We start from the raw sequence: 20,629 nt of genomic DNA on the forward strand, positions 1-20,629 counted from the left end.
TCTATTTGTTTTTTAACCAGTTACTGCTAAAATCGCAATCTCTATGAGATTCGCTAATTTTAATGTAAGTATCATTAATTTTTTCGTCTTGCCACTCACCAATAGCATTGTATTGTTTTTCGTTTAAAGCTAATTCTTTAATCTTTAAATAATCACGAGAGTAATCTGCGTCATGCTCATCAATTCTATCCGTAACTGTAACTAACTTAAACTTGATGTTACCTTGTCTGTCAGAGTCTGTTAAAACATCACTTAGTGTGTTGTTTTCTAAACCTTGTAGTTGTCCGTATAATTCAGGATCCATTTTAGTTAACTCAAAATTGTAATCTTGAGTTTGTGGATTAATTAGCTGTCCGCCTTGACTTTTAGTTTCTTTCTCGTCACTAAATTCTTTAGCAGCTTCAGCAAACGTGTAATCTCCATTATTAATATCGTCTCTAATTTTTTCTATTCTTTGTTTAGCTTCCATAACTTCTTCATCAGAAATTTCTGGAACTAAAAGGATATGACTCACATCATATTCTTGTCCTCTAATTTTTTCTAAATAAATAATATGGTATCCAAAGTCCGTTGCAAAAGGCTCAGAAATTTCTCCTTCTTGTAAAGAAAAAGCAACATCTCTAAATTCCTTTACCATTCTTGGGTTAGACCTATTCATTGGAGGTAATTTTCCTCCTGATTTTTTTGTTCCTGGATCATCAGAATAAAAAGCAGCTCTAGATCTAAAACTTTTCCCGTCTACTTCTACTTCTCTCTTATACTCTTTTAATTGATCAATGACACGTTGTCTTTCAGTTTCAGAAACTTTAGGCTCAATTATAATTTGTGCTACTTTAAGCTCTGTTCCAAATCTTGGACGTTCGTCTTTTGGTATTTTATTAAAAAACTGACGTACTTCTTCTGGAGTTACTTCAATCTCGTCAATAATTTTAGTCTTCATCTCTGAAGCTAATTTATTACTCTTGTTAATTTCAAACATTTCTTCTCTGAAACTAGCTTCGCTATCTTTTTTATAAAACTTTAGTAACTCATCCATGTTACCTTTGGTCTGTTGCAAGAATTGCTCAATTTGTTGATCTACTCTAGAGTTTATCTCAGCATCATTAACCACGATACTATCTTGAATAGCATGGTGTGCATATAGCTTATCTTCTAATAATTTACCAAACAGTTGACAGTTAGATACCCCTTGTAAAGATGCACCTTGCGCCTTAAGTTGTAAAATCATTTTGTCAATATCACTATCCAATACAATGTAATCTCCAACTACTGCAGCAACACCGTCTACCTTAGTTGCTCCTTTAGTTACCGTAGTATCTTTAACTGTTTCTGGAGCAGTTTCGTCAATAATTTCTTGCGCTGAAGCAGTAAAATTTGCTAATAATAAAAACGCAAAAGCGGATAACGTTTTAGTTTTAATTGTAAATTTCAAATTGTTCGTTTTTAATGGCATCTTTAGTAATGTCCTTTTCTAATTGTTTAATCAATTCCAATTTTCGTTTATTAATAACGATTTGGTTAATTGTTGGTCTTACGTATTCTAATGGTGCTGTATCGTTTCTTAACAATACATCATTTATTTGCATCAAATATAATCCTAATGAGTCTTTGAGTTGTATAAAATTAGATTTTTTTAACAAATCATTTCTATTATCAATACCTACAGCTTCTATTTTCTTAATGACTTGATCTACTCTTATCCAAACGGAATCTTTTAAAGAATAGGATTTAAATTGAATTGAGATTGAATCCAATTCCTTTTTGTCCTTTATGTTAAAACGTTTAAACTTTGTTTTAACCTTTTCTAGATCTAATCTATTTGCTTCAACATTGATGTATCTAAATTTTATTAAATCTTCATTTAATTTAAAAGCTTCCCTGTTGGCATCGTAATAAGAGACTGCCTCTTTATTAGACACTACAGTATCCAAATTTTTAGCAACCAAAGCCTCCACATAAGCTTTACTGTATAGATCATTTTTATACTGCTTAATTAACCTGTCAAACTTATCTAATTTAGCGTCTGATAAATTAACTTGAGCATTTTGAACAAATAATTGTTGTGTTGCCCATTTAGTAATAAAATTATTAGCAAAAATAGCACTATCCGATTTACTTAAATTATCGGGTAATACCTTTTTAAGGTCCTTTGTATATAAAAACACATCGTCCACTCTAGCTATAGCTTCTTCTAGAGGCACAGGTTTAAAATAGTCACAAGACCACAACAGACTAAATAACGCAAATATGTAGATGATTTTTCTCAAATTATTTAAGTTGTTCTTTGACTTGATTTAAAGCCTCTTGATTAATAACTACTTTATACTTCTTTGCTAAACCAGACATCCATTCTTTTTCTTTTTCTTCTTGAAAATCTGCAATAACATGCCCCTTAGCTTCCTTAAAAGATTTTGAGGTTTTAGGTATCACTGACTTAATGCTAACAACACTGTAAGCATCATTATGTGTAAAAATATCAGATACTCCTGTTTCTAATTTTAAGTCTTTTGGTAAAGCTTGATGGTTAGCATCTAGTATGTCTTCAATAAAGCTAACATTAATTTTAGACTCTGAGTTTAACTGCGCTTTAATTGCATCAGGACTAACATTAGAGCTTAGCATCTTTGCCACCTTTTTTATACTACTTTTTTTAGCTGAAGACGCTACAATTGCATCCACCCTAACATCATAAAAATAGTTATCTTGGTGTAATGCAAAATACTGTTGTAAACCTATTGAATCTTGTTTTGCTGCATTCCAGATTTCCGTTTCCATCAAATCAAATAGCAATAAGCCATCTCTATACTCCATTAATATTTGAGCATAGTCTTCGTTTTCATTTTCTAAATTCTCTTCTTGGTATATTTTCAAACTACTTTCAACAAACAAGATATAATTATCTGCTACTAGCTTTTCTAATGCCACTTTAGCTTGACGTTTACGTTGGCTTTTTAGCAAAAATTCAGCAAAATCATGTTGGCTAAAAACTGTATTTCCGATCTTAAACAATTGTGTTTCTCCTTTAAAATCAGCAGGAATCTTCCAACTGCTACTAAAATAAGTATCATTCAAAATAGACACTATCGGTCTTAAATCTGGAGTCGTTTTAGACACATTATATTTGTTGTACAATCCTTCCAAACGTTTATCATTAATGACCTTAGACCTAGAGTCACGTTTGATTTTATTTTTTAATTCAGGTGCTAATTCTGAAAACGATTTGATACCATGCTTTTCAATTAACTTAACAATGTGATATCCAAATTCCGATTTAAACGGTTTAGACACATCTTTTGCTTGCTCTAAAGCAAATGCCTGATCTTCAAAAGTTTTAGAACTTAATTGCCCTGCAGAAAACGTATTAAGTTGCCCACCGGTACTACTTGAGCTTTTATCTTCAGAAAACTGTTTTGCTAAGGCTCCAAAATCTTCACCTTGCTTTATACGTTTATATATTTCGTTTATACGACTTTGATTGTCCTCGCTATCCTCTTTGTCTAATAGCATAATATGTGCTACTGTAACATCCCCTCTGTTTTTACGCTTATCTTTTACTAATACAACGTGGTAGCCAAATTGTGTTCTAAAAGGCGCTGACCATTCTCCAACAGGCGTATTGTAAGCTGCATTCTCAAAAGAATACACCATTTTAAATGCTGTAAAATAACCTAACTCTTCTGCAAATAAAGTACGGCCATTATGGATATCCTTTTTTACAACATCAAAGCCTTCATTTATAGCACGTATTCTTAATTTTTGGATCTCTTGAAATGCTAAAAGCGAATCCCTAGGGCTTGCATTTTCTTCTAATTTGACTAAAATATGATTAGCATCAACCTCCGTTTGTAGTCTATTGTAGGCTTCTTCAACTAACTGGTCTGTAACCTTATTATCATTTAAATAATTTTTAGCTAATTGGTCTTTGTAATTACCAAACTCTCTTAAATAAGATGGTTTTTTGTCTAAGCCTAAAGTCTTAGCTTCCGCTATTTTAAGCTTGTATTTTACAAATAAATCTAAATAATTATCAATGTCTTTTTGAGAATCGTCTTTTACTAAATCTAAATTTTTATTGTAAACACGTTTAAACTCATTGGTATAAACTGGCACCTCATTTACCGTAAATAACACGGTTTTTTCTTGCGCACTGGCAAAAAAACAAGATACTATAAAGGCGATTAAAGTAGTACGTAAAACGTTCATTTTCATAAAAAAGGGCACTTTTATTAGCAATGTCGGCAAAAATAGCAATATTACACTATAATACAAGCACTTTTACAAACGATGCTAGATTCTATTTATTATATTATTGAAGTGAAAATCAAAACGCTAAAGTGGCATATTTATTGATACACAAATGTTATAATAGTATTAAAGTTTTAGAAAAACTTAAATTAAAGTATTACATTTACTTGAATAGATTATTGATTATGGCTAAAAACTACATTTTAATTTTATTGCTTTTTGTTTTCAATGCTACTTTAGCAGAAGAAGCAACACCATTTAATAACAACAACCTTACTGATGTCAGTATGGTTTCAGTTATTGATGCTTCAGACTTACAAGATAATAAAACAGCAGATTTTTCTGCAAAAATGGTCAAAAACCAATTATTAATTTCAAACTATAAAGGAAAAGTAACCATAAAGGCCTACTCTATTTTAGGAAAGGAAATACTTAGACTATCAGACATTGATGTTACTAATACATTTAGAAAAACATTAGACTTACCAAAAAATCAAATTAGCATTATAGTTATTGAAACTCCAAAATTTAGACATTCGTTAAAAGTCGTATTATAACAAAACACTGCTTTAACCAATATATTTAAACCTTTAGCGATTGTAATTTTACAATCGCTATTTTTTTTATAATTTTGAATCCCATTTAGTAATGACAATGAAATATACTACTCAAATAATTATCAATAAGCCTTTATATGAGTGCCTTGACTTACTTGAAGACCACAACTCTAAAAAACACTGGCAAGACGGTCTTGAAAGCTTTGAACACGTTTCTGGAGATTTAGGAAAAGTGGGATCTAAAATGAGATTAAATTATGTATTTGGTAAGCGAAAAATAAGCTTAACAGAAACCATAGCACAAAAGGAATTAGGAAAAACATTTCATGTTAATTATGACATGGATGGTATGCACAACATACAAGAAAATTATTTTGAAGCTTTAGATAGTAACACAACTAAATGGGTTAGTAATAATGAGTTTGCTCCGACCAGATTTAGAACACGAATGATGTTACTATTAATGCCAAAAGCATTTAAAAAACAATCTAAAAAGTATTTAGTAGATTTTAAACATTTTGCTGAAAACATTACAACTAGTAAACAAGAAAATGAGACAACTTAAACTAATATGGGACTTTAGAGGTCCTGACGCCTTAAAAATTGCCGAACACCACGAAATACACCTAAAAGAATATATTGCAATAGAAAAAACAGAATTAAATATTACTGGGTTTCAGCAAATAAACGATATGTTAAGTATTGCATTTATGGTTGTAAATGAATCTGAAATGAAACCCGTACGTGATGCCTTAAAACCACATAGAGGTGAAATTTACAGTCCAGAACAATAACTAATAAAATATAAAATTTGAAAGCACAACCTAATCGTTGTGTTTTTTTTACTCTACAATGATCAACTTACAGTTGTACAAAACAATTATATTAGATTGATTACGATAATCCACTTAATACATGAATACACTAAAACAACACCTTCTTTTACTATTAGCACTTGTGTTTGTGACCTCATCTTGTGTTAATACTAAAACGACTACCTTAAAAACAGAAGACTGTATAAATAGTGTTGAAGGAACACTTATTGACATGACTGGATTAGATGGTTGTGGTTGGATGATTAAGCTTAAAGATGGCAAAAAAGTTAATCCAACAAATCTTAAACGCTTTAATATAGCATTGACCGCTAACAAAAATATAACGTTTAGCTATACCAAAAACAACGACCTTGTTGGTATTTGTATGGCTGGTCAAATTGTAGACATCACTTGTATTCAGGACCAAAGCAAAGAATAATTAACAATACACGGGCATACTGGTCTATGTGCTAAAAAGCTGTTAAAAGCAATCTTGTATTTTACTAAAATTAAGATAAAGCTTATCTTGTTCTTTATTGTTTCATAAAAATAAAATCATGACACACCTTACCTTAAACGACAACTCTAAAATACCTCTTATTGGTTTTGGAACGTACAAATGTACTGACCAAGAAGGGATTCAATCTGTAAAAAACGCCATAGATAAAGGGTATCGATTATTTGATACTGCAGCAATTTATGGTAACGAAGAGGCTGTTGCTAAAGGTATTGAAGCTAGTGGTATAGCACGAGAACAATTATATATTACCACAAAATTATGGAGAACACATTTAAATTATAAAGAGGCTAAAGCCGAATTTAATAAATCTCTAGAAAAATTAAAGTTAGATTACATTGATTTATACCTAATACATTGGCCTGCTAATGCTAAAAATTACGATAATTGGCAACACGCTAATGCGGAAAGCTGGCGCGCAATGGAAGAATTGCAAGCCGAAGGTAAAATCAAGTCTATAGGAGTAAGTAACTTTTTTCAAGAACATTTAGAAGCTTTATTTAAAACAGCTAAAGTTATTCCAGCTGTTAATCAAATCGAGTTCCATCCGGGGTATTGGCAACAAGAATTAACTGATTACTGTAAAGCTAAAAATATAACCGTTGAGTCTTGGTCACCTTTAGCACGCGGAAAAGTATTTGACAATCAAGTTTTAAAGGACATTGCTAAACAGCATAATAAATCAGTATCACAGATTTGCTTACGTTGGGTTATTCAGCATAATGTAATTATAATACCAAAGTCTACCTCTCCAAATCGCATGGAAGAAAACCTAGATCTTTTTGATTTTGAATTATCGCAAAGCGACATGGAAGTTATCAATGCATTACCAAAAATGGGGTTTAGTGGAGAGCATCCTAATTTTTGGCCTGACCGTATTAGTTAAATAAAAACTATACTTTTCTAAAAAGTAGACAGACCTGTCTACTTTTTAGAAATATTATTATATATTTGTCCTGTGAAACAATCTGAAGTAAAAAATAGAATCATTGAAACCGCCTCCTACTTATTTTATAAGAACGGATATAACTTGACGGGCATTAATGAGATTATTTCGGAAACAGGAATTGCTAAAGCTACACTTTACAATCATTTTAAATCTAAAGAAGATATTTGTTTAGCCTACCTTCAATTTAAAAACACAAGCTTTTTAAAAGATATTGAAACCTATACAGCAACTAAACAAAAAGGGAAAGATCAAATATTGGCTATTTTCGATTTTCTGAACCTCTTTTTTATGGATAAAGATTTTAATGGCTGTTGGTGTATTAAAACAGTTTCAGAAATACCAAGAGACAACGATCGAATTAGAACAGAGATTCAATCTCAAAAAAATAGTTTTATTCAGTTAATCAATACACTTATCACAGCTAACCTAGAAGGGCTGAGTAAAACTCAAACCGAGTCTCTAGCTAGACAAATCTATTTATTATATGAAAGCGCTGTAGGCGAAAGCCACTTACACCAAGCAGACTGGCCTATTAAAGAGTCCAAAAACCTGTGCACCAAAATATTAAACTAAAAAAATTTAAACAACAATAGACAGACTTGTCTGTCTATAATTAATAATTAAAGTAAATAAAAATGAAAGAATTTGAAAACAAAGTAGCTCTAGTAATTGGAGGAACAAGCGGAATTGGTAATGCAACAACAAATGCGCTTTTAGCAGGTGGTGCAACAGTGCATGTTGTAGGTAGAAACACCGCTAAAATTGATGATGCTCCTAATTTGATAAAGCACACCGTCAACATCTCCAACACGACAGAAGTAGAAGACTTAATCGGTAGTATTGATGCCTTAGATAATTTAGATTATTTAGTAAATGCTTCAGGTATCTTTGGACCAAAACCTTTTTTAGATCACACTATGGAAGACTACAACTCCTATTTAGATCTAAACAGAGGTTTCTTTTTTATCACGCAAAGTGCTGCTAAAAAAATGAAAGCAACAGCAGGAGGCGCTATAGTCAATGTTGGTTCAATGTGGGCTAAACAAGCTGTAAAAGCAACACCATCTACAGCCTATTCAATGCAAAAAGCAGGTTTACACACCTTAACTAAACATTTAGCAATGGAATTAGCAGAAGATAATATCCGTGTTAATGCGGTTTCTCCTGCTTTAGTAAACACCCCTGTTTATCATGGTGTTTTTGGCGGAAAAGAAGCTGCTGATAAAGCATTAGTTGGGTTTAATGATTTCCACCCTATTGGACGATTTGGAGAAGCTTCAGATGTCTCTAATAGTATTTTATTTTTATTATCTGATAAAGCTGCTTGGGTTACTGGTGCTATATGGGATACAGATGGTGGTGTTATGGCAGGACGTAACTAATTATTAAAACATTATAGCGGTTTGTGTTACTACATAAATCGCTATTTTTAATTTAAAAACATTTCTAATGAAATCTTTACTCCTAATTTGTGTAATAAGCTTGACACTACTTAACTGTAATACTGCTATAGAAAAGACCAATAAAAACAAGGACAACCAATATTTTTTACCACCAGCAACTACCTATAATTATGCTACAATTGATAGTGTTAAATTATTTTACAGAGCGTCTGGCGATAAAAAGAATCCGGCTATAGTTTTATTACATGGTTATCCATCGTCATCACACTCGTATAGACACTTGATTCCAATGTTATCTAGTCACTACTATGTCATTGCACCTGATAATCTTGGGTCTGGCTACAGTACGCATTTAAATCCTGAAACAACACAGTACACTTTTGACTTACTAGCTAATTACACACAAAAGCTTTTAGAGCACCTCAACATAGATAATTACGTAATGTATATGCAAGATTTTGGCGCTCCTGTGGGGTACAGAATGATGTTAGACAACCCAAATAAAATTGAGGCTCTAATTGTACAAAACGCAAATGCTTACCTTGACGGTTTAACACCAAATAGACAAGTCTTTTTTAGAAAAGCACAAACAGATAAATCTAAAGAAGAGCATGATTTTCTATACAGTTTAACAAGTAAAGAGGCCATAATAAACAAACAGTATTTATTTGACTTAGATAGTAATAATATAAATACTCAAAGTCCTGATGCTTGGATACACGATTTGGCATTTCTAAATTCTGAAAAAGACCGAAACATCCAAGTACAGTTATTTAAAGATTATAATACCAATCTATTAAGCTATCCAACATGGCAAAACATGCTAAAGAAAGAGCAACCTAAGACACTAATTGTTTGGGGCAAAAAGGATTTAAAGTTTAATGCTAATGGTGCCAAAGCATACCTAAAAGATTTGCCAAATGCGGAACTCCACCTTTTAGATGCAGGACATTTTGCTGCAGAAGAAAAAACCAGAGAAATAGCGACACACATATTACATTTTTTAGATAAAAACGGAATTAAATAATCATCTTACTTTATAATAGCACAACCAAACGTTGTGCTATTATTTGATTTCTATTTGTTAAAAAATAGCAGTATAAAGTTAAATGGTTTTGTCTTAACCTATTATCTTTTATATTAAATACATGATGTTAATTAAACTAACTGTATTAATACTAATGACAAACGTACTATATCCACAATCTACAATACCCGAATCTATTAAAGATGAAGTAGAAACTGCTTTATCTTATTACCCTGAATTAAAAGACACTGCAATTAATTTTGAATTCAAAAAGAATATAAAAAAATCGACCATGCAAGCACAACCAACTGCTAGCAGTTTTTTGAAACGGAAAGGAAAACGATCGTATAATATTTTTATAAGCGAAACTGTGAAAATTTCTGGCGAAGTGTATTATACTAAAGGCATGCCAAAGGACGTATTGATTGGCTGGATTGGTCACGAGTTAGGTCACGTTATGGATTACAAAAACCGAAGCAACCTAAACCTAATGTGGTTTGGTGTTAAGTATCTACTATCAGACAACCATATTGCAGCTGCCGAACGGTCTGCTGATACTTATGCTGTCCAATCAGGAATGGAAGACTACATTTTAAAAACTAAAGATTTTATACTAAGTCAAGCAAATATTGATCAATCCTATATTGCAAGAATCAAAAAATACTATTTGTCTCCAGAAGAAATTATGGAAATTATAAATCAAAGAGATGCTAACTTATCTAAGTCTTAGTGTCTACTAGTAAATGCTTCCCATTCTTTAAACTTATCTTCTCCCATAACACGTTCCATTTTAACCTGTCCTCCTTTTTTCTTGTTAGTACCACTCCACTCTGCAAAAACATGAGGATCTATTACCTTAACTTTTACGCCTTCTAACGCTTTTCCTCTAGCGACTCTGTAATTTTTATTAGCATCTTTTAAAAATTTGTCCAATGTAGCTACAATAGTCAAAGTATCTTCTTTTAAACCTTCAGACCCCAAATACCAACTATGGTAAAAGCCATCCTCAAAACGTTTAGCACATAAAGTATATTCTGGGATTGTAGTATTAAATGTTTCTTCCAAATGTCTGATAGCATCATCTAATTTATTTACGGACAACTGAGAGCCCACCGTATTTAAAAAGAATTTAGTACGACCAGTAATTTTAATTTCCGCACGTTCTACATCAGTAAATTCTATAGTATCTCCAATCAAATAACGCCAAGCACCACTTACGGTACTAATAATGACTACGTAGTCCTGATCTAATTGGACGTCCTTTAAAGTGACGCTTGGAGCTTCATTTTTTAATGACCCGTCCAGATTAATATATTCAGGTTTAAAAGGCACAAATTCAAAATAAATACCACCATCTGTAACCAACTGCATCGCCTCTGTTTCTGGTCTAGCTTGAAATGCTAAAAATCCTTCTGAAGCTAAATAGGTATCAATAACCGTTACAGGCTTTCCTAATAAAGCATTAAAACTTTTTTTATAAGGTCCAAAAGCAACACCACCAGAAGTATATACTTGAAGGTTTGGCCATATATCGTGAATAGTATCTACCTCATGGTAATCAATAACTGTTTTTAACATCAGTTCCATCCATGACGGAATTCCGCTTAAAGCGCCAATATCCCATTGTTTTGCACGCTTAGCTATTGTTGCCACACGTTTATCCCAATCGTCTATTTTGGCAATATCTTCGCCCGGTTTATAAAAGCCTTTAAACCATGACGGAATATTGCTAGCTGTAATACCACTAATCTCTCCTTCTAAATGGTCCTCTTTTTCGGTTAAATCTGTAGAGCTACCCAACATCATAGCTTCTTTACTAAAAAACTCGGCAGGCAAATCAAAATTACTAAGTGCTGTTACTTGGTCAATTCCTGCCTGTTTAATTGCAGATAACATAGCATCTGTAACCGGAATACGTTTGCTAGTCTTTCCTGTTGTACCGGAACTTAAAGCAAAATAAGATGGATTACCAGGCCAAGTTACATCCGCTAATCCCTCATGTAATTTAGACCACCATTTGTCATTAATTTGATTATAATCGAAATAGGGAATACTATTCGCAAATGCCACTTTAGAATTTTGTGCATTACTGATAGCCTCAAAATTATACTGTTTACCAAATAAGGTGTCTTTAGCTGTAGATAGTAAATGTTGTAATACTTGCTCTTGTGCCTCTATAGGATTAACGTCTGGTGTTAATGCTTCCTTTATTGTAATGGCTCCTTTGATAATGTTTCCTATAATTTCCATGCTAAATACGATTGCTAATATTAATTTACTATTTAAATTACCATAGAGTTAATCTCTTTACTAATTTGATAGCATTAAAATAGTAAGAATAATACACTTTACATATTGCGTTATAGTAACATTAACACTAACGTAATTGAGGGTTCTTTTTTTATTAAGAGATCTAAAACCACCTCTACTTTACAAAATATTTAATCAAACAAACTAAAAATCAATAATTTACATTTGAATTTTCAAGAGAAACCTATTAACTTTGGTTACTATAATAATACAATAAGTCGTTATAAAATCACAGTTCCACTTAATATCAAAATCATGACTAAAATACTAAGTTTGTTTTTACTTTTAATAGTTACTCAGCATGGCTTTTCACAAACGTGTGAAGAAACCTCTCCTTATAAAGTAGGTATGACATTAGAGTATACTAACTATAATAAAAAAGGTAAGGAATTATCTGTTGAAAGCCATTCTATAGAGTCTGTAGCAAACGAAGATGGTAATCTAACTATATACATCAAATCTGTAGAAGACAAAGAAGCTAAGGACTACATTTTAAAATGTATTAATGGTGATTTTTATGTTGACATGTCTAATTATACAGCGCTTCAAAGTAAGGATAACAATAGTGCTTTTAAGATCAAAGCTACAGGAGACTTCTTAGAGTTTCCGGATAATATGGAAGTTGGTACTGTTTTAAAAGATGGAAACATTGATTTAGCTATTGGAGATGAAGACAATTCGGCTTCCATTGCAACCATGTCAGTACTTAACCGAAAGATTTTAGCAAAAGATTCTCTAACGATTAAAGCAGGGACATTTGATGGTTACAAAGTATCTTTTGATTATGTTTTTCAAATGGGAATTATAAAATTTAGAGGTTCTGGAATAGAATGGTACGTTAAAGGTATTGGAATTGTTAAAAGTGAAAACTATAGCAAAAAAGGAAAACTACGATCGTCTAGAGAATTAACAAAAATCACTAATAATTAAGAGTTTGATTTTAGTTCAAACCAAAAAAGCACAACCAATGGTTGTGCTTTTTTTATATTATATAAACCTAAGACCTATCTAGAATAGTTAGGCGATTCTTTAGTAATAGTAACATCATGAGGGTGACTCTCGTTAATACCTGAAGCGGTAATTTTAACAAAGCGTCCTGTCTCTTGTAAAGTGGCAACGTCTTTTGCTCCACAATATCCCATACCTGCTCTTAAACCTCCTATAAATTGGTGTAAGCTTTCATATAGTTCTCCTTTGTAAGGTACACGTCCAACAATACCTTCTGGCACTAGTTTTTTAATGTCGTCTTCTACATCTTGGAAGTAACGGTCTTTACTACCTTGCTTCATAGCTTCTACAGATCCCATACCTCTATACGATTTAAACTTACGCCCTTCGTATATAATAGTTTCACCAGGACTTTCTTTTGTTCCTGCTAACAGAGACCCTAACATAACTGTGTCTGCTCCTGCTGCTAATGCTTTAGGAATATCCCCTGTATATCTAATTCCACCATCTGCTATTACTGGTACACCACTTCCTTTAATTGCTGCTGCGACTTCTAGCACTGCACTAAATTGAGGAAAACCAACACCTGCAACTACACGAGTTGTACATATAGAACCTGGTCCAATACCAACTTTTACTGCATCTGCTCCTGCTTCAACTAAATACTTAGCTGCTGCTCCTGTTGCTATGTTACCAACAATGACGTCTAATTGTGGGAATTTTTTCTTGATTTCTTTTAACACATTTACCACACCTTTAGTATGTCCATGCGCTGTATCAATTACTATGGCATCAACACCTGCATTTACTAATGCTTCGGCACGCGCTACTGCGTCTCCTGTAACACCTATTGCTGCTGCAACACGTAAACGTCCAAAAGTATCTTTATTTGCTATTGGCTTTTGCGTTAGTTTAGTAATATCTCTAAAGGTTATTAAACCTTCTAACTTATCGCCTTCAACAATTAAAAGCTTTTCAATTTTATGTTGTTGTAATATTTTTTCGGCATCTTTTAAAGACGTTCCAACTGGAGCAGTAACTAGATTCTCGCTAGTCATTACCTCAACAATTGGTCTGTTTTTTTCATGTTCGAAACGTAAGTCACGATTTGTTACAATTCCTTTTAGCAGTCCGTTATCGTCGACTATCGGGATACCTCCAATACCATGCTCTCGCATTGCATTATTAGCATCTGCAACTACTGCAGTCATTGGTAACGTTACAGGATCTATGATCATACCACTTTCTGCACGTTTTACTTTACGCACTTTAGTAGCTTGCTGCTCTATAGTCATGTTTTTATGTAATACACCTATACCACCTTCTCTAGCCATAGCAATTGCCATTTGACTTTCTGTAACAGTATCCATAGCTGCGGAAACTATTGGAACGTTGATAGTAATGTTGCGTGTAAGTTTTGATTGAATGTTGACTTCGCGAGGAAGAACTTCAGAAAAAGCAGGTACTAAAAGGACGTCGTCGTAAGTTAATCCTTCGCCTACTATTTTATTTTCGTGTGCTGTCATTGCAATTAGAATTAATTGCGAGTAAAGATACGTTTTAAATATTAATCAAAAAGCATAATTAACGTATAGTTAGTTAAAATTTAATCTCTAACGTTGTATAAAAGTTTCTGTTAGCCGATGGAATAATTCCTGGACCAGGATATCCTGTAGCGCGTCTTGTAAAATACGCGTTATCTAAAAGGTTATTTACTCCGGCTTCTAACTTAAACTGCTTGTACTTGTAAGAAAACGATACATCTAAAACATCATATGCGGGAATCTCTCCTGTAACACCACTTAAGTTTCCTTCTGTCGAGTTTGTAGCATCTGTAAATTGAGACGATAAGTATGTGTATTGTATGTTAGATAAAAAGTCTTTATATCCTAGACGAATCCCTGTTTTAAAATTATAGTTAGGTATAAATTCTACCTTATTACCTTCTACTCCGTTTTCATCAGATTTAGTATACTCAGAGTCTACAAAAGACATATTAACATAATAGTTAAAAATATAGTCTTCATTGTTAAGTAATAGATTTTCTAAATTAAATTCGACTAAACTCTCCACACCATACATCATAGCATCACCTACATTACCTCTTTCGCTCTTAACACTTCCATCAGCAAAACCACGTTGTATAAACCCAATACGGTCGTTATAAAATAAACTAAAGGCACTAACATCATAAGATATTTTGTTAGACACACGCCCTCTTACTCCGGCATCTACAGTAAAACCACTTTCGTCATCAATATCAGGACTAATTACAAATGCAGGATTGGTAATACTAATATCTGTAAATGTTACTGATCTGTAGTTTTGAGACACGTTTCCGTATAACTCAAAAGATGTGCTTGGCTTATAACTTGCACCTAAACCTAATAGCACAAAAGAACGTTCTCTTGTTAAGTCATCCTCAATTTTTTCATTTAAAATAACATTTCCAGCAGCATCTGTATTTATACGTCTAAAATAACCATCACTTTGTGTGTTAATATATTCAAATCTAAAACCAGGAGTTATAGATACCTCATCATTTAAATACACAATGTTTTCTCCAAAAATGGCAACGTTTAAATTGGGGTAAGTAAAATCCGATTGGTTAGAATAGTTAGGAAAGGTATCATACTGAAAATCAAAATTTGGATCAATACCATCACTTCCTGGACCTTGTTCTGCTGTGTTCTCTGACTTATAAAACTTAGCCCCCAAAAGACCAATTGCTTTTTTATTAAACAAATTATAGTTAGTCAAAACTCTAGTTTCAAAACCAAAATTATCAAACTGTCCCTTAATTAAATCTCTAACACCGTTATCATCTGCTTGATCCACACGGTTAGTTCTAAACCCTAAAGCATCTCTAGACGCATTTAATCCAAAGGCATTAAATGTAAAGTTTGTGTTTTCAGAAAATTTATGAGACAATTTTAAATTATACAATAACCAATCTACCTGAAACCAGTTACGTGCTCTGTTACTTTGGTATGGATCTTCCTTAAAAGCAGCATCCGATAAACCACCACCTTGTTTAGCTAAATACCTTAAGTACGTCACCTCTCCTTCTAGCTTTGTTTTATCATTAAACTGATACCCTAAATGCGCATAAAAATTTTTAGACTCGAAATTAGAGTTATCTCTAAATCCATCCCCTTTTTTATAGTTAAAAAACGTGTAATAACTAAATTTGCCTTTAGTACCATTAGCACTAGTAAAGTTGGTGTACAACCCATTACTTCCAATGGTATTTCTAGTAATTAGCTCTAAAGGTTTTTCTTTATTTGGTGTTTTCATTTTAAAATTAACCAAACCACCAAATTGTGTTCCGTACTGTAACGATGCGGCACCTCTAACTATTTGTATTTCTTGTAACGCCTCTGCTGTTGGTGTGTAGTAACTCTCTGGATACCCTAAAACATCTGCACTAATATCGTACCCATTTTGACGCGTATTAAAGTTAGCTGTTCTGTTTGGATCTAATCCACGACCTCCAATATTTAATTGTAAACCAGCATCATCATTTTGGTAAATGTTTAATCCAGCTACTTGACTATATAATTGTCTAGCATTATTTGCCCCAAGGTTAGCCATAGACTGATCTATTAAAACAACCTCCGTTTTTTTACCTGCGTAAATAGCTGTTTCTTCCACATCATTCAGTTGTTTTAAACTAAACAGTTTTGCCTTTCTTAATGTAATTTCGACCTCAGACAACGTTGTTTCTGCTAAAGGCGCTAATTTTATTTTTAAACTTTTAGCATTGGTAGACAGTACTGTTTGTTCAAACACTTGATATTCGTAATCAAAAAAGGTTAACTCTAAAGTCTCCTTTTCTGTTTCAAAAGTAAAAAAACCGTTAGCATCAGACTTAGTTAATAAGCCAGATGTTTTATCATACACCCCAACATCTTCCAGCGCACTGCCCTGAAGATTAGTAATCGTTCCAGAAATTTGCTGTTGTGCTAACATGCTAAAAGCAGATAACATCAATAATAGTAATAGATTATAGTCCTTTAATTTCATCTGTAAATGGTAAAATCCAGTGTTTATGTTTAAACGATTCTTTTTCTTGGTACAAATTTACGCTTTCATCAATAAATAATTGACTTAATCGACCATTTAAAGCCACATAACTTTTAGTATACACTTGCACACCTTTATGTCCTTGCTTTGTAAAATGGTCTCCTAAATAATGTGCATATTCTAATATAAAATCAGGTTGAAAACTCATTTGTTTTTCCTGTAATGGCGTTAAAAAGTCAGCGTTATTTACTAAAAACATATGTCCTTCTTCATCCTTAATCTTAAACGTTGTGTTTCCCATTTTTTCCATCAACATCACACGCCATGATAAGCGGTAGCCTTCTTCCGTCCAAAATAACTCCCCTGGATATAATAGATATCTAAACGGTAATACTAATTGAAGCACAACAAACACCCCTAGTATTGGTAGTATTACTTTACTAAACCTTACTTTATAAGTGGATTTGTAGTTTATGGGTTTCGCTTTCGCGGAAATAAAGCCGGTTAGCGACTTGAATTTGTTTATAATTTTATGATGAAACGGGGCATCAAAGAAGATTAATGCACTTACAATCATAACAAACGGAAACATACCGATAGGAAACAAAATACGGGTAAACACATGAAAGAAAATAACCATTATAAAGGCTACAAATCGTGTGCGTTTGTACAGTAAGAAAAACGGAATTAGTAAATCATATAACATTCCGGACCAGCTCATAGCATAATGAAACCAATCTTGTTGCATAATAGTCTCGCCAATAAGTGGCAAATCGTATTTAGAGCGTAACCATATTTTTAAAGGTTGTGCTTTTAATAACCAATCACTATTTATTTTTGCCAATCCTGCATAAAAGTAAACAATACCTAGTAGTAGTTTAATACCATCAATAGTCCATTTAGGGATGGTATTATAACTTACTTTAGAGCGATAAGTATCTATAGAAAAGAATTTGTTAGCTGGTAAAAAAATCATTAAAAAGCTAAGGATGCTTATAAAATAATAATGATTTAAATAGGTGGTTTTATCCATTAACTCTATATAAGTAAAGCTAATAAAAAAAGTAATAATGGCCCATCTGTATTTATAACCTACAGCCACAAATAAGGCAGATACACCGCAGATTAAAAATAATAAATAGGTGTAATTACCTAAGGTATTAACCCACTCAAATCCGTAATATTTAAAATGAAATTTTGGTTGGATATATACCGTTTCAATCCATCCTTTTAACCAATAACGGATCATACCATAACACATCATTATTCCAAATCCAATCCTGAACACAGCTAAAGGTGCTGCATCCGTAGTTTTGTTAAGATATGTTTTTAAGCTAAAATCCATAATACAAAAAAAGGTTGATTCTTTTAAATCAACCTTTAATAAATTAGTGTTATTTAATATTAATCTCCGTCTGCATCTACGTAATCCACACTTACATTAAACGCTTGTAACATGTCTACTTTAAAAGACACAACTACTAGTTGTAACGCATCGTAAGCTTCAGTCATTTTTGTATTGTCAGTTTCTACTTGCGTTTTTAAATCCGCATTTAAAACTTGTATTTTTTGTCTAGCATCATCAATTCTAGTATTAATTAATGTTGCTAAATCTGTTCTGTCTAAAGCTACTAGGTATTTATAAAAACCTTCTCCTGTTGCAGACGCATTTGTTGCCTGACCATTAAAGATATTCTGAACATTATCTAGCGCAATAATTGCTAAATCTCTAGAGATGGTTCCGTTATAAATAGCTTCTGCTTTATCCGCTAAAGGGCCTGAAGAAAATACACCTGCAGGAATACCAAATTTATTAGCACGTAACCCTTTTTCAAAATAGAAAATATAGTCATTAATAAACTTATTTACGGCACTTGACACAGTGTTTTCTGTACTGTTAACAAATACATCTCTATAATTACCAGTCCAATCAGATAACACGGTTTGTGTTAAACTATTCATTTGTGCAATTAAATCTGTTAAGTATGTTTTGTAATTTGCATCCGCATACTTAATTAAGATATCTGCATCTGTAGCAGCTATACCATGTAACATATAATCTACCGCAGGAAAACCTACTGCATCATTATTTCCAACCGCTGACAAATCATAAGTACCATTAGCAATATTTGCTTCAATATCTTCAGTTGTTGTTGGATACACATTCATTTGAAAACCGTAAAGCATAACTTCGGCTTGACCGATATTAAAAGGCTCCACTAATTGCCAATCTTTATAAGCACTAACAAAAGCAGCTCTTAAATTATCTAAACTAGTCTGATCTGGTGCAGCTGTAAAAGTAGTACCAACAGTAGTCAAGGTTTCTAAACTTGATTTTAAGTCTTGAAGTCTTGGAATAATTATATTATCTGCTAAATTGGTTTGCATTGCAACCCTATTATAGTCATCAGAGTTACTTGTACCACTACCTGTATCATCAGATTCTGTACAAGCCACTACGACTAACATTAATGTAAAAATGTAAACTAACTTTTTCATAATTATCAATTTTCTTTTCAATGTGCAAAAATAACAATAGAAGACGTTTAATGCACAACGTCTTCTATTTAAATATATGTTAATTATTAACTTCCTGCTTGAGCTGTTGTAAAGTCAAACTCTGCAGAAATTGTATCAGAAATAGCATCTAATGTTGCTGGTGTAACATCCCAGAAACCATTTCCTGTCATTAACTGACTTGTAAGTGCTTCTACTTCTGTTTTTGTTAAGTAAGGTTGTGTTGTACCTGGCTTTCTTGTAAACTGTAAGCTATAGATAAACCCATAAGCTTCTGATAAAGCATGAAAAGCTGATGCCATATCTGTACCTAAATTAGCTTTACCTTGTTGTAAGTAGTAGATACCTCTTACTGCAATTACTTCAGAAATTTTAGCTTTAATAATTTCAGCTTGTGCATCACGAACGTCATAGTTTTTAGCAACAATTGCAGCACGACCTAATTTAAATGCGTTGTAAATATCCATTGCAATTCCAGAAAAATCTGAATCTCCGTCTACTTTAGCAACATACTCGCTTAAAAACTTATCTGCTTCGTATACTGGTACAGCTGGGTTGTCTTCGTTACCATATAAGTAACCATAAGCTTCATCCCACTTGTGTTCCATTGTTGTATAACTATTTGTACCATCTAAAACATCAGCATCGTTATTTGCAACATTATCTCCTGCATCTAAAACTGCTGTACTTAAATAGTTGTTTAAAATTTGGTCTACCATTAAAGCGCCAATTAAACTTTTAGCAAATGCTTGGTTATACTCTAAACCTTTTGCGTTAACGTAACGGATAGATCCACCACCTGCTTGTTGTATTTGACCTGCTACACCTGATGTTGCAGTTGTTGCCCAATTTGGAAAAACATCATTTACCTGAGATTGGATATAACCATCCATTGTTGATTTGATTGTATTTGCATCTGTTGTATTAGCTGCAAAATAATCTGTTGATGCTGCTACTTTACTTCTAACGCTTTTATCTGAAGCATTAAGATCTGCATCAGTAAAATCGTTAGCATCAGCTACATGTGCAAACATATTATCTAAAACTAATTCTGTATTACTAGTATTAACTAAACCAGACACAATTTCTTGAGCCATTTGTATACGTGTTGTTTGTCCTCCAAAACTAACAGTACTTGCTGCGTCTCTTTCAAATACATAAGTATCTGGAGCTGTAACGCTATCTATTATTACTGTACTTCCACCATCATCATCACTTGAGCAAGAGGTTAAAGCTAATGTGGCTAATGCTGCTAATCCGAATGCAAATTTTTTCATGTTTTGTATTTTTGTTCTTATTGTTATTTAGACTAATT

At 32.7% G+C, this 20,629-nt stretch carries 19 protein-coding genes; 10 read left to right on the forward strand and 9 right to left on the reverse strand.

Going from position 1 to position 20,629, the window contains the following annotated elements:
- Position 1 precedes the first annotated feature (1 nt).
- From CXF54_RS06515 to CXF54_RS06525, 3 genes are read right to left on the reverse strand one after another with little or no spacing between them, the layout of a single operon-like run.
- On the reverse strand, positions 2–1,432 hold the full coding sequence (locus tag CXF54_RS06515; protein WP_317044430.1) for a peptidylprolyl isomerase: 1,431 nt from the start codon (positions 1,430–1,432) through the stop codon (positions 2–4).
- Positions 1,416–2,267, reverse strand: coding sequence for a peptidyl-prolyl cis-trans isomerase (locus CXF54_RS06520; protein ID WP_232782579.1), 852 nt, complete (start codon positions 2,265–2,267; stop codon positions 1,416–1,418). The genes CXF54_RS06515 and CXF54_RS06520 overlap by 17 nt, the downstream gene beginning before the upstream one ends.
- Before the next feature lies 1 nt (position 2,268).
- Complete coding sequence (locus tag CXF54_RS06525) at positions 2,269–4,209, reverse strand: peptidylprolyl isomerase (RefSeq protein ID WP_232782580.1); 1,941 nt, start codon at positions 4,207–4,209, stop codon at positions 2,269–2,271.
- Positions 4,210–4,430: 221 nt separating this feature from the next.
- Here CXF54_RS06525 and CXF54_RS06530 point away from each other — a divergent pair, with 221 nt between their 5' ends.
- The 9 genes from CXF54_RS06530 (at position 4,431) to CXF54_RS06570 (ending at position 10,243) form a co-directional block, all read left to right on the forward strand.
- A complete protein-coding gene (locus CXF54_RS06530; protein ID WP_101202917.1) occupies positions 4,431–4,802 on the forward strand; it encodes a hypothetical protein in 372 nt (123 codons plus the stop codon).
- 97 nt (positions 4,803–4,899) lie between these two features.
- A complete protein-coding gene (locus CXF54_RS06535) occupies positions 4,900–5,367 on the forward strand; it encodes an SRPBCC family protein (protein ID WP_101202918.1) in 468 nt (155 codons plus the stop codon).
- Positions 5,354–5,596 (forward strand): hypothetical protein, encoded by a 243-nt coding sequence (locus tag CXF54_RS06540; RefSeq protein WP_090839430.1) that lies wholly within the window; start codon positions 5,354–5,356, stop codon positions 5,594–5,596. Before CXF54_RS06535 ends, CXF54_RS06540 begins: the two co-directional genes overlap by 14 nt.
- 121 nt (positions 5,597–5,717) lie before the next feature.
- The gene (locus tag CXF54_RS06545; protein WP_101202919.1) at positions 5,718–6,056 is read left to right on the forward strand and encodes a hypothetical protein; all 339 of its coding nucleotides are present in this window, start codon (positions 5,718–5,720) and stop codon (positions 6,054–6,056) included.
- A gap of 118 nt (positions 6,057–6,174) precedes the next feature.
- A complete protein-coding gene (locus CXF54_RS06550) occupies positions 6,175–7,020 on the forward strand; it encodes an aldo/keto reductase (protein ID WP_101202920.1) in 846 nt (281 codons plus the stop codon).
- 72 nt (positions 7,021–7,092) lie between these two features.
- A complete protein-coding gene (locus tag CXF54_RS06555; protein WP_101202921.1) occupies positions 7,093–7,656 on the forward strand; it encodes a TetR/AcrR family transcriptional regulator in 564 nt (187 codons plus the stop codon).
- Between the two features lie 62 nt (positions 7,657–7,718).
- Complete coding sequence (locus CXF54_RS06560; RefSeq protein ID WP_101202922.1) at positions 7,719–8,465, forward strand: SDR family NAD(P)-dependent oxidoreductase; 747 nt, start codon at positions 7,719–7,721, stop codon at positions 8,463–8,465.
- 67 nt (positions 8,466–8,532) lie between these two features.
- Positions 8,533–9,513, forward strand: coding sequence for an alpha/beta fold hydrolase (locus CXF54_RS06565; RefSeq protein ID WP_101202923.1), 981 nt, complete (start codon positions 8,533–8,535; stop codon positions 9,511–9,513).
- A gap of 154 nt (positions 9,514–9,667) precedes the next feature.
- Positions 9,668–10,243, forward strand: a complete 576-nt coding sequence (locus tag CXF54_RS06570; protein ID WP_198551047.1) for a hypothetical protein — start codon at positions 9,668–9,670, stop codon at positions 10,241–10,243.
- Here CXF54_RS06570 and CXF54_RS06575 read toward each other — a convergent pair.
- Positions 10,240–11,763, reverse strand: a complete 1,524-nt coding sequence (locus CXF54_RS06575) for a GH3 auxin-responsive promoter family protein (protein WP_101202924.1) — start codon at positions 11,761–11,763, stop codon at positions 10,240–10,242. The two genes, CXF54_RS06570 and CXF54_RS06575, sit on opposite strands and share 4 nt — an antisense overlap.
- A gap of 315 nt (positions 11,764–12,078) precedes the next feature.
- Here CXF54_RS06575 and CXF54_RS06580 point away from each other — a divergent pair, with 315 nt between their 5' ends.
- Positions 12,079–12,753, forward strand: coding sequence for a hypothetical protein (locus CXF54_RS06580; RefSeq protein WP_157823409.1), 675 nt, complete (start codon positions 12,079–12,081; stop codon positions 12,751–12,753).
- Between the two features lie 74 nt (positions 12,754–12,827).
- Here CXF54_RS06580 and guaB read toward each other — a convergent pair whose 3' ends face one another.
- From guaB to CXF54_RS06605, 5 genes are all read right to left on the reverse strand, one after another.
- Complete coding sequence (guaB, locus tag CXF54_RS06585; RefSeq protein ID WP_090839414.1) at positions 12,828–14,297, reverse strand: IMP dehydrogenase; 1,470 nt, start codon at positions 14,295–14,297, stop codon at positions 12,828–12,830.
- A 73-nt stretch (positions 14,298–14,370) separates the two neighbouring features.
- Positions 14,371–16,797 carry a TonB-dependent receptor domain-containing protein gene (locus CXF54_RS06590; protein WP_101202926.1) on the reverse strand — a complete coding sequence of 809 codons (2,427 nt, stop codon included), beginning with the start codon at positions 16,795–16,797 and terminating at the stop codon, positions 14,371–14,373.
- Complete coding sequence (locus CXF54_RS06595) at positions 16,778–18,142, reverse strand: HTTM domain-containing protein (protein WP_101202927.1); 1,365 nt, start codon at positions 18,140–18,142, stop codon at positions 16,778–16,780. Before CXF54_RS06595 ends, CXF54_RS06590 begins: the two co-directional genes overlap by 20 nt.
- A gap of 59 nt (positions 18,143–18,201) precedes the next feature.
- Positions 18,202–19,296 carry an imelysin family protein gene (locus tag CXF54_RS06600; protein WP_232782581.1) on the reverse strand — a complete coding sequence of 365 codons (1,095 nt, stop codon included), beginning with the start codon at positions 19,294–19,296 and terminating at the stop codon, positions 18,202–18,204.
- Positions 19,297–19,382: 86 nt separating this feature from the next.
- Positions 19,383–20,591 carry a DUF4856 domain-containing protein gene (locus CXF54_RS06605; protein ID WP_101202928.1) on the reverse strand — a complete coding sequence of 403 codons (1,209 nt, stop codon included), beginning with the start codon at positions 20,589–20,591 and terminating at the stop codon, positions 19,383–19,385.
- Positions 20,592–20,629 lie beyond the last annotated feature (38 nt).

The sequence above is a fragment of the Olleya sp. 1-3 genome, assembly GCF_002836085.1.
Classification (GTDB): Bacteria; Bacteroidota; Bacteroidia; order Flavobacteriales; family Flavobacteriaceae; genus Olleya; species Olleya namhaensis.